General features: G+C 51.9%; 12 protein-coding genes. 11 read left to right on the top strand and 1 reads right to left on the bottom strand.

What is annotated here, in order from left to right:
• Window positions 1–28: 28 nt before the first annotated feature.
• The 11 genes from aroA to OGV85_RS21140 all read left to right on the top strand — a co-directional run bounded on the left by aroA (window position 29) and on the right by OGV85_RS21140 (window position 12,937).
• Window positions 29–1,312 (top strand): 3-phosphoshikimate 1-carboxyvinyltransferase, encoded by a 1,284-nt coding sequence (gene aroA / locus OGV85_RS21190; RefSeq protein WP_061547822.1) that lies wholly within the window; start codon window positions 29–31, stop codon window positions 1,310–1,312.
• 171 nt (window positions 1,313–1,483) lie between these two features.
• On the top strand, window positions 1,484–2,167 hold the full coding sequence (gene cmk / locus OGV85_RS21185; protein ID WP_003035772.1) for a (d)CMP kinase: 684 nt from the start codon (window positions 1,484–1,486) through the stop codon (window positions 2,165–2,167).
• Window positions 2,168–2,280: 113 nt separating this feature from the next.
• Window positions 2,281–3,954: a 30S ribosomal protein S1 gene (rpsA, locus tag OGV85_RS21180; RefSeq protein ID WP_003035776.1), complete on the top strand. Its 1,674-nt coding sequence runs from the start codon at window positions 2,281–2,283 to the stop codon at window positions 3,952–3,954.
• A 159-nt stretch (window positions 3,955–4,113) separates the two neighbouring features.
• Complete coding sequence (gene ihfB, locus OGV85_RS21175; protein WP_003035780.1) at window positions 4,114–4,398, top strand: integration host factor subunit beta; 285 nt, start codon at window positions 4,114–4,116, stop codon at window positions 4,396–4,398.
• A gap of 206 nt (window positions 4,399–4,604) precedes the next feature.
• Complete coding sequence (locus OGV85_RS21170) at window positions 4,605–6,869, top strand: ComEC family protein (protein WP_048233388.1); 2,265 nt, start codon at window positions 4,605–4,607, stop codon at window positions 6,867–6,869.
• A gap of 36 nt (window positions 6,870–6,905) precedes the next feature.
• Window positions 6,906–8,654, top strand: coding sequence for a lipid A ABC transporter ATP-binding protein/permease MsbA (msbA, locus tag OGV85_RS21165; protein WP_003035784.1), 1,749 nt, complete (start codon window positions 6,906–6,908; stop codon window positions 8,652–8,654).
• Window positions 8,651–9,628 (top strand): tetraacyldisaccharide 4'-kinase, encoded by a 978-nt coding sequence (gene lpxK / locus OGV85_RS21160; RefSeq protein WP_048219172.1) that lies wholly within the window; start codon window positions 8,651–8,653, stop codon window positions 9,626–9,628. The genes msbA and lpxK overlap by 4 nt, the downstream gene beginning before the upstream one ends.
• 41 nt (window positions 9,629–9,669) lie before the next feature.
• A complete protein-coding gene (locus OGV85_RS21155) occupies window positions 9,670–10,902 on the top strand; it encodes a winged helix-turn-helix domain-containing protein (protein ID WP_032936338.1) in 1,233 nt (410 codons plus the stop codon).
• A 51-nt stretch (window positions 10,903–10,953) separates the two neighbouring features.
• Window positions 10,954–11,136: a protein YcaR gene (gene ycaR, locus OGV85_RS21150; RefSeq protein WP_003035793.1), complete on the top strand. Its 183-nt coding sequence runs from the start codon at window positions 10,954–10,956 to the stop codon at window positions 11,134–11,136.
• Window positions 11,133–11,879, top strand: coding sequence for a 3-deoxy-manno-octulosonate cytidylyltransferase (gene kdsB, locus OGV85_RS21145; protein WP_003035796.1), 747 nt, complete (start codon window positions 11,133–11,135; stop codon window positions 11,877–11,879). The genes ycaR and kdsB overlap by 4 nt, the downstream gene beginning before the upstream one ends.
• A 164-nt stretch (window positions 11,880–12,043) precedes the next feature.
• Complete coding sequence (locus tag OGV85_RS21140) at window positions 12,044–12,937, top strand: YcbJ family phosphotransferase (protein WP_286553973.1); 894 nt, start codon at window positions 12,044–12,046, stop codon at window positions 12,935–12,937.
• On the opposite strand, the gene elyC is transcribed toward OGV85_RS21140, so the two are convergent.
• A complete protein-coding gene (gene elyC / locus OGV85_RS21135) occupies window positions 12,914–13,690 on the bottom strand; it encodes an envelope biogenesis factor ElyC (RefSeq protein WP_061547823.1) in 777 nt (258 codons plus the stop codon). The two genes, OGV85_RS21140 and elyC, sit on opposite strands and share 24 nt — an antisense overlap.
• Window positions 13,691–13,749: the final 59 nt, after the last annotated feature.

Below are 13,749 nucleotides of genomic sequence, written 5' to 3'. Positions count from 1 at the left end.
TTATGTCTGTTTTTGAGAGTCGAGTTTCATGGAATCCCTGACGTTACAACCCATTGCGCGGGTGGATGGCACAATCAATCTGCCTGGATCCAAAAGTGTTTCTAACCGCGCTTTGCTGCTGGCCGCATTAGCCAATGGCACCACTGTCCTGACCAACCTGCTGGACAGCGATGATGTTCGCCATATGCTCAATGCTCTGAATGTGTTAGGGATTAGCTATACCCTTTCTGCTGATCGTACCCGCTGCGAGATTATTGGCAATGGTGGTGCATTACATGCGCAAGGCTCAGTGGAACTGTTCCTTGGTAATGCCGGAACCGCAATGCGCCCGCTGGCCGCAGCGCTATGTCTGGGCAGCAATGACATCGTGCTGACGGGCGAACCTCGCATGAAAGAGCGCCCGATAGGCCATCTGGTTGATGCGCTGCGCCAGGGCGGAGCCAAAATTGACTATCTGGAGCAGGAAAACTATCCACCTTTACGTCTGCGCGGTGGCTTTACCGGAGGCCAGGTTGAGGTAGACGGTAGCGTTTCCAGCCAGTTCCTCACTGCGCTGCTGATGACTGCGCCGCTTGCGCCGCAGGATACGACGATTGCAATTAAAGGTGACCTGGTATCCAAACCTTACATTGATATCACACTGAACCTGATGAAAACGTTTGGTGTTGAAATTGAAAATCAACACTACCAGCGCTTTGTCGTGAAGGGGCAGCAGCAGTACCAGTCACCGGGTGCATACCTGGTTGAAGGTGATGCTTCTTCCGCTTCCTATTTCCTCGCGGCGGGTGCCATTAAAGGCGGTACGGTAAAAGTTACCGGGATTGGCCGTAACAGTATGCAGGGTGATATTCGTTTTGCCGATGTACTGGAAAAAATGGGTGCTACCATTACATGGGGCGACGATTTTATTGCCTGTACTCACGGCGAGTTGAACGCAGTGGATATGGATATGAACCATATTCCTGATGCGGCGATGACCATTGCAACGGCGGCGCTGTTTGCGAAAGGCACCACGACATTACGTAATATCTACAACTGGCGCGTCAAAGAGACCGATCGTCTGTTCGCGATGGCGACGGAGTTACGCAAAGTGGGCGCGGAAGTGGAAGAGGGGCATGACTTTATCCGCATCACCCCGCCTGCAACATTGCAATTTGCGGACATCGCGACCTACAACGATCACCGCATGGCGATGTGTTTCTCGCTGGTGGCGCTATCTGACACGCCTGTGACCATTCTTGATCCAAAGTGTACCGCCAAAACTTTCCCGGATTATTTCGAACAGCTGGCGCGTATTAGTACATCTGCCTGATTTCATTGCCGCACTTTCGGGTGCGGCACATTCTGACATCTCCGATTGCCTATTTATTCTACACTCAGCTTCAATGATTCTGCATTTTTCACACAAAGATAACGATCGTTGGCGTTGGCGCGTATAATGCGCGGCGTTCACGTTAATGTACGCCCGTTTAAGGAGAAAAAGATGACGGCAATTGCCCCGGTTATTACCATTGATGGCCCAAGCGGTGCAGGAAAAGGCACCTTGTGCAAGGCAATGGCGGAAGCATTGCAGTGGCATCTGTTAGATTCAGGCGCGATCTACCGCGTACTGGCGCTCGCAGCGTTACATCACCATGTTGATGTAACATCTGAAGATGCTCTGGTACCGCTTGCCTCACACCTTGATGTGCGTTTTATCTCAACAGACGGCAACCTTGAAGTCATTCTTGAAGGTGAGGATGTCAGCGGTGAAATACGCACTCAGGAAGTGGCGAATGCCGCCTCTCAGGTCGCGGCGTTTCCTCGCGTGCGTGAAGCGCTTTTACGTCGTCAACGCGCATTTCGCGAAACCCCAGGTCTGATTGCTGATGGACGTGATATGGGGACCGTGGTGTTCCCGGATGCGCCGGTGAAAATTTTTCTGGACGCCTCCTCGCAAGAACGTGCGCATAGACGTATGCTACAGTTGCAGGAGAAGGGCTTTAGTGTTAACTTTGAACGCCTTTTGGCCGAGATCGAAGAACGCGATTATCGCGATCGTAACCGTGCTGTAGCGCCGCTGGTTCCTGCTGCTGATGCTTTAGTTTTGGATTCAACCCGATTAAGCATTGAGCAAGTGATTGAAAAAGCGTTACAATACGCGCGCCAAAAACTGGCTCTCGCTTAAGTGCGACCGAATTTGCAGTACCCCCGTTGCAATGGATTGACAGCGGGTATGTTAAACAACCCCATCCGGCATGGAGCCAGGTGGACGTTAAATATGAAACCTGAAGATTAAACATGACTGAATCTTTTGCTCAACTGTTTGAAGAATCCTTAAAAGAAATCGAAACCCGTCCGGGTTCCATCGTTCGTGGTGTTGTTGTTGCTATCGACAAAGACGTAGTACTGGTTGACGCTGGTCTGAAATCTGAGTCCGCCATTCCGGCAGAGCAGTTCAAAAACGCCCAGGGCGAGCTGGAAATCCAGGTTGGTGACGAAGTTGACGTTGCTCTGGATGCAGTAGAAGACGGCTTCGGTGAAACCCTGCTGTCCCGTGAAAAAGCTAAACGTCACGAAGCTTGGATCACGCTGGAAAAAGCTTACGAAGAAGCTGCAACCGTTACTGGTGTTATCAATGGCAAAGTCAAGGGTGGCTTCACTGTTGAGCTGAATGGTATTCGCGCGTTCCTGCCGGGTTCCCTGGTAGACGTTCGTCCGGTCCGCGACACGCTGCACCTGGAAGGCAAAGAGCTTGAATTCAAAGTAATCAAGCTGGATCAGAAGCGTAACAACGTTGTTGTTTCCCGTCGTGCCGTTATCGAATCCGAAAACAGCGCAGAACGCGATCAGCTGCTGGAAAACCTGCAGGAAGGCATGGAAGTTAAAGGTATCGTTAAGAACCTCACTGACTACGGTGCATTCGTTGATCTGGGTGGCGTTGACGGCCTGCTGCACATCACCGACATGGCATGGAAACGCGTTAAGCATCCGAGCGAAATCGTAAACGTTGGCGACGAAATCACTGTTAAAGTGCTGAAGTTCGACCGCGAGCGTACTCGTGTATCTCTGGGCCTGAAACAGCTGGGCGAAGATCCATGGGTAGCTATCGCTAAGCGTTATCCAGAAGGTACCAAACTGACTGGTCGCGTGACCAACCTGACCGACTACGGCTGCTTCGTTGAAATCGAAGAAGGCGTTGAAGGCCTGGTTCACGTTTCCGAAATGGATTGGACCAACAAAAACATCCACCCGTCCAAAGTTGTTAACGTTGGCGACGTAGTGGAAGTTATGGTTCTGGATATCGACGAAGAACGTCGTCGTATCTCCCTGGGTCTGAAGCAGTGCAAAAACAACCCATGGCAGCAGTTCGCGGAAACCCACAACAAGGGCGACCGTGTTGAAGGTAAAATCAAGTCTATCACTGACTTCGGTATCTTCATCGGCCTGGACGGCGGCATCGACGGCCTGGTTCACCTGTCTGACATCTCCTGGAACGTTGCAGGCGAAGAAGCAGTTCGTGAATACAAAAAAGGCGACGAAATCGCAGCAGTTGTTCTGCAGGTTGACGCAGAGCGTGAGCGTATCTCTCTGGGCGTTAAACAGCTCGCAGAAGATCCGTTCAACAACTGGGTTGCACTGAACAAGAAAGGCGCAATCGTAAACGGTAAAGTCACTGCAGTTGACGCTAAAGGCGCAACCGTAGAACTGGCTGACGGCGTTGAAGGTTACCTGCGCGCTTCTGAAGCTTCACGTGACCGCGTTGAAGATGCAACTCTGGTTCTGAGCGTAGGCGACGACGTTGAAGCTAAATTCACCGGCGTTGATCGTAAGAACCGTGCAATCAGCCTGTCTGTTCGTGCTAAAGACGAAGCTGATGAGAAAGATGCAATCGCAACTGTTAACAAACAGGAAGATGCTAACTTCTCTAACAACGCAATGGCTGAAGCTTTCAAAGCAGCTAAAGGCGAGTAATATCGAGTGCTCTAAATCCTTTGTGCTGTTAACGGCACAAAGGATGACGAGTAGCTTGACAGATTACAGGATTCGTCCTGTAATCAATGACAAAGGGCGGCTACGGCCGCCCTTAATCAATGCAGCAGCTAATTATGCCTTTAAGGAACCGGAGGAATCATGACCAAGTCAGAATTGATTGAAAGACTTGCAACCCAGCAACCTCATATTCCCGCGAAAGCGGTTGAAGATGCAGTTAAAGAGATGCTGGAACATATGGCCTCGACTCTTGCGCAGGGCGAGCGTATTGAAATCCGCGGTTTCGGCAGCTTCTCTTTGCATTACCGCGCACCACGCACCGGACGTAATCCGAAGACCGGCGATAAAGTGGATCTGGAAGGGAAATACGTTCCGCACTTTAAACCAGGTAAAGAACTGCGCGATCGCGCCAATATTTACGGTTAAGTTTTTAGCGAGACTTAACGCCGAGAAAAGCACCCGCATGGGTGCTTTTTTCATTTCTGTGCGCCTATCCTGGAATCCTCATCCCAGTTAATTTGTACGTTACAACCCCCACTAAATGTCTGCGGAACTCAGGTCGTATAACGATAAATTGATGCCAGACAACCGTCGAAGAGTACTGCACACTCCCTGTAACAGGGAGGTTATTGATGAAAATAACAACGGTGAGTACGTGTGCATTATTCGGCATTCTCCCACTCATGCTATTACCTACGCTGCCAGGCATGTTGTGTATCGGCATTGTATTTTGTCTGGCATGTCTGCTCTGTTTTCTCCCCCACAAATATATACGTTCCGCCGGACTAACCCTGCTGTTTTTTCTTTGGGGAATCCTGGCTGCGAAAGAAGCTCTGTGGGCCGGTAATACGCTGCCTGCGAAAACCCAGCAAGCCATTGTGCGGATAACCGGAACTGACAATATGACAACGCACTACGGCCAAATCACTCACCTTCAGGGGAAACGAATCTTTCCTGCACAAGGAATCGTCTTGTACGGACAGTATTTACCCGGTGATGTTTGTGCGGGTCAGACATGGGCGATGACGTTGAAAGTCCGCGCCGTACACGGTCAATTAAACGAAGGCGGATTTGATAGCCAGCGTTACGCATTGGCGCAGCATCAACCGCTGACGGGGCGATTCTTACAGGCTTCGGTTATCACACCACAATGCAGTTTGCGTTCGCGATTTCTCGACTCGTTGAAAACGGTACTCGCCGACTATCCCTGGCAGCAGGTTATACTGGGTCTGGGAATGGGTGAGCGCTTGTCCGTGTCACAAGAGGTGAAAACGATTATGCGTGATACCGGCACGGCTCATTTGATGGCTATCTCCGGGCTGCATATTGCGTTTGCTGCACTTCTGGCTGCCGGAATAATTCGCGCGGGACAATTTTTTATGCCCGCCAGATGGATTTGTTGGCAGGTTCCATTAGTGGGTGGGATTGTCTGCGCCACATTATATGCCTGGCTGACAGGGCTGCAACCCCCGGCATTACGAACGGTTGTTGCGCTGCTAGTCTGGGGGGCGCTAAGACTTAGCAGCAGGCAGTGGAGCGGATGGTCGGTATGGATCTGCTGTCTGGCAGCCATTCTGGTGGTGGATCCTGTTGCCGTTCTTTCGCAAAGCCTATGGTTGTCTGCATCCGCCGTTGCGGCACTGCTGTTCTGGTACCAATGGGTACCGCTCCCGGACTGGCCGCTGTCGCGTGCTGGTCGTCAATTTCTGGCGCTGGCTCATCTGCAATTGGGTATTACGCTTCTGCTTCTTCCCGTACAAATCGCAATGTTTCACGGTTTTAGTCTGACCTCGTTTCCGGCTAATTTGTTTGCCGTCCCTTTGGTCACGTTTGTTTCCGTACCCTTGATATTAGCAGGCATGATCGTGCATTTAGCCGGACTGGTGATGATTGAATCGAATCTGTGGTATTTAGCGGATCGCTCTCTGGCGCTACTATTTTGGGGGCTCAGGAGCCTGCCTGAAGGGTGGATCAATATTGATGCACGCTGGCAATGGCTCGCATTTTTACCCGGAATGATGATTATCGCATGGCGACTAAATATCTTGCGTACGCTACCGGTGGTCTGTTTCTCTGCGCTACTTTTGCTGAGTGGGCCGCTTTGGCGTGCACCGCGTACAGATGTGTGGCAAGTGCATATGCTGGATGTCGGGCAGGGGCTGGCGATGGTGATTGTGCGTAATGGAAAAGCGCTGCTTTACGATACTGGTCTGGCATGGCCTGAAGGTGATAGCGCGCAACAGCTGATTATTCCCTGGTTGCGTTGGCATAATCTGGAGCCGGAAGGGGTCATTTTAAGCCATGAACATATGGATCACCGGGGAGGGTTGCACTCCTTACAACAAGTCTGGCCATCACTATGGATAAGAAGTCCGCTAGGCTGGAAAGGACACCTCCCGTGTTTTCGCGGAGAACGTTGGCAATGGCAAGGGTTAACCTTCAGTGCGCACTGGCCTGTGCGTGGAAATACAGGGCAGGGGAATAACCACTCCTGCGTGGTTAAAGTTGATGATGGGTATCAGAGTGTTCTGCTGACCGGCGATATTGAGTCTCCCGCTGAACAAAAAATGCTAAGTCACTACTGGCAGCATCTGCAGTCTACGGTGATGCAGGTTCCGCATCATGGCAGCAATACTTCATCATCACTGGCACTCATTCAGCGAGTTGACGGGCAGGCCGCACTAGCCTCTGCATCTCGTTACAACGCCTGGCGTCTGCCATCCTGGAAAGTGAAGCAACGTTATCGGAAACAAAATTATCAATGGCTGGATACACCACATCAGGGGCAGATTACGCTGGATTTTTACCAAAAAAACTGGCGAATACACAGCTTGCGGGATCAGATTTTACCTCGTTGGTATCATCAGTGGTTTGGCGTGTCGGAGGATAACGGGTAGAATATGCGGCTATTCTAACAAATGCTGGTTTTTTGAATGCATAACGATAAAGATCTCTCTACGTGGCAGACGTTTCGCCGACTATGGCCAACCATAGCGCCTTTTAAATCGGGTCTGATCGTGGCGGGTATAGCGTTAGTCCTTAACGCGGCCAGCGATACCTTCATGTTATCGCTCCTTAAACCATTACTGGATGATGGTTTTGGTAAAACGGATCGTTCGGTGCTGCTGTGGATGCCGCTGGTGGTCATTGGGCTGATGATAGTTCGTGGCTTAACCAGTTATGTCTCCAGCTACTGTATCTCATGGGTGTCAGGCAAAGTGGTCATGACCATGCGTCGCCGCCTGTTTGGTCATATGATGGGCATGCCAGTCTCCTTTTTTGATAAACAGTCTACAGGTACGCTGTTGTCACGTATTACCTATGATTCAGAGCAGGTCGCGTCATCGTCTTCCGGCGCGCTGATCACCGTGGTACGTGAAGGGGCCTCAATCATTGGCCTGTTTATCATGATGTTCTATTACAGCTGGCAGCTGTCACTGATCCTGATTGTACTGGCGCCAATTGTGTCAGTGGCGATCCGTGTGGTTTCCAAGCGCTTTCGTAGCATCAGTAAAAACATGCAAAACACTATGGGGCAGGTTACGACCAGTGCGGAGCAGATGCTGAAAGGCCACAAAGAAGTTCTGATTTTTGGTGGTCAGGAAGTCGAAACCAAGCGCTTTGATAAGGTCAGCAACAAGATGCGTTTGCAGGGTATGAAGATGGTTTCCGCTTCTTCTATCTCCGACCCTATCATCCAGTTGATTGCGTCTCTGGCTCTGGCCTTCGTGTTATATGCGGCCAGCTTCCCAAGCGTAATGGAAAACCTGACGGCAGGGACAATTACGGTTGTCTTCTCCTCAATGATCGCGCTGATGCGTCCGTTGAAATCGCTGACCAACGTCAACGCGCAGTTCCAGCGCGGTATGGCGGCATGCCAGACCTTATTTACGATCCTGGATAGCGAACAGGAGAAAGATGAAGGTAAACGTGTTATCGAGCGTGCTACCGGCGATCTCGAGTTCCGCAACGTGACTTTCACCTATCCGGGACGTGAAGTACCGGCTCTGCGTAACATCAACCTGAATATTCCCGCGGGTAAAACCGTTGCTCTGGTTGGCCGTTCGGGCTCAGGAAAATCCACCATCGCCAGCCTGATTACGCGCTTCTACGATATTGATGAAGGGCAGATTCTGATGGACGGACACGATCTGCGCGAATATACCCTGGCATCCCTGCGCGATCAGGTTGCGTTGGTTTCGCAGAATGTGCACCTGTTTAACGATACGGTTGCCAACAACATCGCCTACGCGCGTACCGATATGTACAGTCGTGAGCAGATCGAAAAAGCGGCACAGATGGCCTACGCCATGGATTTCATCAACAAGATGGATAATGGTCTGGATACGGTGATTGGTGAAAACGGCGTCCTGCTTTCCGGCGGACAACGTCAGCGTATCGCTATCGCCCGTGCCTTGTTGCGTGACAGTCCAATTCTGATCCTTGATGAAGCAACATCAGCTCTTGATACCGAATCTGAACGTGCGATTCAGTCTGCGCTGGATGAGCTACAGAAAAACCGTACTTCTCTGGTCATTGCTCACCGTCTTTCAACCATTGAACAAGCCGACGAAATCATCGTGGTGGAGGATGGTCTGATTGTCGAACGCGGAACCCATAGCGACCTGATTGAGCAGCGCGGGGTCTATGCGCAATTACACAAAATGCAATTCGGTCAATGATCGCACGTATCTGGTCTGGTGAATCACCGCTGTGGCGATTGTTACTTCCACTCTCCTGGCTTTATGGCCTGGTGAGTGGCGGGATCCGTCTATGCTACAAGCTTGGGCTGAAACGCGCTTGGCGCGCGCCAGTACCGGTTGTGGTGGTCGGAAACCTTACAGCCGGCGGCAATGGCAAAACACCGGTGGTGATTTGGCTGGTTGAACAACTGCAGCAACGCGGGATTCGCGTGGGCGTGGTGTCGCGTGGTTACGGCGGGAAAGCGGCTGCTTACCCGTTGTTATTGACCGCAGAGACCACTACCGCAGAAGCGGGTGATGAACCTGTGCTGATCGCCCAACGTACCGGCGTGCCGGTAGCGGTATCCCCGGTAAGATCGGATGCGGTAAAAGCCATTTTGGCCCAACATGACGTGCAGATTATTGTGACCGACGATGGGCTACAGCACTATCGTCTGGCGCGAGATGTTGAAATCGTGGTTATTGACGGCGAACGTCGGTTTGGCAACGGCTGGTGGCTTCCCGCTGGTCCAATGCGGGAACGCGCAGGTCGCTTAAAATCGGTGGATGCGACTATTGTTAACGGTGGCGTTGCGCAACCAGGTGAAATCCCTATGCGACTTGAACCGGGGCTGGCCGTTAATTTACGTACAGGTGAACGCCGTGATGTATCGCAATTGCCCAATATTGTCGCCATGGCGGGCATTGGCCACCCACCGCGTTTTTTTGCCACGTTGAAAGCATGCGGTGCCAGCGTGCAAAAAAGCATTGCGCTGGCAGACCATCAGTCTCTGACCTACAGTGACGTCAGTGCGTTTGTAAACGCCGGGCAAACGCTGGTGATGACGGAAAAAGATGCGGTTAAGTGCCGGGCATTTGCCGATGAAAACTGGTGGTATTTACCTGTTGACGCTCATTTGTCAGGCGATCGGCCTGACGTGTTGCTGGATAGTTTAATCTCGCTGACTCGCTAACTGATTCACGCTGCGGCAGCGAATCATTTATGAGGCCATAGATGTCGTTGCCGCACCTTTCTCTGACGGATGCCCGTCATCTTCACCTTGCCGCTCAAGGTCTGCTGAAAAAAACACGCCGTCGGGCAACCCCGGCAGATATTCTCGCGACTATTTCGCGCATGTCGTTACTGCAAATCGATACTATCAATATTGTGGCGCGAAGTCCTTACCTGGTGCTGTTTAGTCGTTTAGGAGATTATTCACCCCAATGGCTGGACGACTCATTACAGCAGGGCGAACTGATGGAATACTGGGCGCACGAGGCCTGCTTTTTGCCGCGCAGCGATTTTATGCTGATACGTCACCGCATGCTGGCCCCGGAGAATATGGGCTGGAAGTATAAAGCGGCGTGGATGAAAGAACATGCTCATGAAATTGAGCAACTGCTCCAGCACATCCAGCATAACGGACCGGTACGATCTGCTGATTTTGAGCATCCACGCAAGGGAACCAGCGGCTGGTGGGAATGGAAACCGCAGAAGCGTCATCTTGAAGGGCTGTTCACTGCCGGGAAAGTGATGGTGGTGGAACGGCGTAATTTCCAGCGCGTGTATGATTTAACCCATCGCGTCATGCCACACTGGGACGATGAACGCGACCCACTTTCGCAGGAAGATGCTGAAAGCGTTATGCTGGATAACAGCGCCCGCAGTCTGGGGATTTTCCGCGAACAATGGCTGGCAGACTACTACCGCCTGAAGCGCCCGGCGCTAAAAAACTGGTGCAACGAACGGGCGGAACAGCAACAGATTATTCCTGTCGACGTTGAAGGGCTGGGAACGCTATGGCTGCATAGCCACCTTCAGCCGCTACTCGAACAGGCGCTGGCGGGCAAATTAACGGCGACCCACAGCGCAGTGTTATCGCCTTTTGATCCGGTGGTTTGGGATCGTAAACGGGCAGAGCAGCTATTCGATTTTAGCTACCGGCTGGAGTGTTACACGCCAGCACCAAAACGTCAGTACGGTTATTTCGTCTTGCCGTTGCTGCACCGCGGGCAGTTGGTTGGGCGAATGGATGCCAAAATGCACCGTAAAACGGGCGTGCTGGACGTGATTTCGCTGTGGTTACAGGATGGGGTTAAGCCTGGGGTGACTTTGCAAAAAGGATTGTTTCAGGCGATTGACGATTTTGCCCGCTGGCAGCAGGCAACACGCGTTACGCTGGGACGTTATCCTGAAGGTTTATTTGCTGATGCACGCCATGGTTGGGAAATAGACCCAGCCCTTTAAGCGATTATGTTAATATTTACGGATTCACAATCCGGTCCATCTGGAGGAACTATGGATCATCGTCTGCTTGAAATCATTGCCTGCCCGGTATGCAATGGCAAACTCTGGTTTAACCAGGAAAAACAGGAACTGATTTGTAAACTGGATAACCTTGCTTTCCCACTGCGTGATGGCATTCCTGTGTTACTGGAAACCGAAGCCCGCGTTCTGACTGCTGATGAGAGTAAATCATGAGTTTTGTGGTCATTATTCCTGCGCGTTATGCGTCCACTCGTCTGCCGGGCAAGCCGCTACTGGATATCAACGGCAAGCCAATGATCGTGCATGTCCTGGAGCGTGCGCGTGAATCTGGTGCTGAACGTATCATCGTGGCCACCGATCACGAGGATGTCGCTCGCGCGGTAGAAGCGGTGGGGGGGGAAGTGTGCATGACCCGCGCCGATCACCAGTCTGGTACGGAACGCCTGGCGGAAGTCGTCGAGAAATGTGGTTTTAGCGATGATACCGTTATTGTGAACGTACAGGGTGATGAGCCGATGATTCCGGCGGTTATTATTCGCCAGGTGGCTGAGAATCTGGCGCAACGTCAGGTCGGTATGGCGACTCTTGCGGCTCCGATTCACAGTGCGGAAGAGGCATTTAATCCGAATGCGGTAAAAGTCGTTTTGGACGCTGAAGGATATGCGCTCTATTTTTCACGCGCGACCATCCCATGGGATCGCGATCGTTTCGCCAAAAGTCTGGAAACGGTGGGGGACACCTTCCTGCGCCATCTGGGCATTTACGGCTATCGCGCCGGTTTTATTCGCCGCTATGTTAACTGGCAGCCTAGCCCGCTTGAGCATATCGAAATGCTGGAGCAGCTGCGAGTGCTGTGGTACGGTGAAAAAATTCACGTTGCCGTCGCAAAAGAAGTCCCGGGTACCGGCGTAGACACTACCGAAGATCTCGAGCGCGTTCGCGCCGAAATGCCTTAGTTTTTCTCACGGCACTCCCCCATATTGATGCGTATTTTTGGGAGGAGTGTCGTATCGTTGCGCTTTCCCTCCACTTTTCTTTTCATCAATTGATCTCATCCGGGTGACATCTGTCTGCCCGACGCTCATTATGAAAGCAGTAGCATTTATGAGGGCAATCTGAAATGGAACAGTTGCGTGCCGAACTCAGCCACCTGCTGGGCGAAAAACTCAGTCGTATAGAATGCGTGAATGAAAAAGTGGATACGGCCCTGTGGTCACTGTACGACAGCCAGGGAAATCCGATGCCGCTGATGGCGAGAAGTTTCACCACGCCAGGTATGGCGCAGCAACTGGCATGGAAAACCTCCATGTTAGCGCGCAACGGTACGGTGCGTATGCCCGTCATTTACGGGGTCTTAACCCACGAAGAGCATCCCGGCCCCGATGTGTTACTGCTTGAGCGTTTACGGGGTGTGCCGGTGGAAGCGCCAGCCCGAACGCCCGAACGCTGGGAACATTTAAAAGATCAGATCGTAGAAGGTCTGCTGTCATGGCATCGGCAGGATAGCCGTGGCTGCGTGGGCATGGTGGATAACACGCAAGAGAATATCTGGCCATCCTGGTATCGCCAGCGTGTTGAGGTGCTGTGGACCACGTTAAATCAGTTCAACAATACTGGCTTGACGATGCAGGATAAGCGCATCCTGTTTCGTACACGTGAGTGTTTACCCGCGTTATTTGAAGGATTCAATGATAACTGTGTACTAATCCACGGTAATTTCAGTTTACGTAGCATGCTCAAAGACGCCCGTAGCGATCAGCTACTGGCCATGGTGGGACCGGGGTTGATGCTGTGGGCGCCCAGAGAGTATGAATTGTTCCGTTTAATGGATAACGCGCTGGCGGAAAGCCTGCTTTGGCAATACCTGCAACGCGCGCCTGTGGCGGAGTCCTTCATCTGGCGGCGCTGGCTGTATGTGTTATGGGATGAGGTGGCGCAACTAGTCAACACCGGACGTTTTAATCGCACCAACTTTGATCTGGCAACGAAATCACTGCTGCCGTGGCTCGCCTGAACCTTTTAACCACTGCCAGATGCGACCCAATGTTTCGTAACCAGCGCGATCGCTGTGCATCAACCAGACGGGAGAGGGGATCGCGCGTTCCCACGGATTTAGCGGTGAATCAATTGCTAACTGATTAGCCGGCGCGGGCAACGGGTGTAGTCCAGCCTGTTGGAAGAAAATCATTGCTCGTGGTAAGTGCGATGCGGAGGTCACCAGCAGGAACGGCGCGCTGCCGATGGCCTGCTTAACCGCTGCGGCTTCTTCTTCAGTATCTTTAGGTTTATCCAGCGTGATGATATCACCGTGTGGCACACCCAGTGACTGCGCTACGCGGGCTCCCGCTTCTGCAGTACTGACGTTATTGCTCTTTGCCGCAGCACCGGTAAAGATAAGCTTCGATCCCGGATTAGCACGCCAGAGGCGAATACCTTCATTCAGACGCGGAAGACTGTTGCTGATTAGGTTTGAACTTGGTGCCCACTGAGGATTCCAGGTATACCCTCCGCCCAGCACCACAATGTATTCCACTTTTTGTGTATCCTGCCAGGTTGGATAGCTGTCCTCAATCGGTTTCAGTAGGCTATCAGCGACGGGTTGCAAGCTAAGAAGTAACAGCGCCAGCCAACTCAGGCTAATGCACACTTTCCCTGTTTTTTGAAAGCGGCTAAACCAGAGCAGCGCCAGGCCTATACCCATGATAATGAGCATTAGCGGAAGTGGCAGCATCATACCGCCAATCACTTTCTTCAGCGTAAAAAGCATCCTTTTTGGTTCCTTTTTTAACCATACAGCAGGGGATCTGCAGCGATATTACACCAGGA

Origin of the sequence: Citrobacter sp. Cf132, from assembly GCF_030333885.1 — a bacterium.
Classification (GTDB): Bacteria; Pseudomonadota; Gammaproteobacteria; order Enterobacterales; family Enterobacteriaceae; genus Citrobacter; species Citrobacter freundii.
Note: the sequence above shows the minus strand (reverse complement) of the source record. Positions and strands in the feature narration are given on the sequence as shown.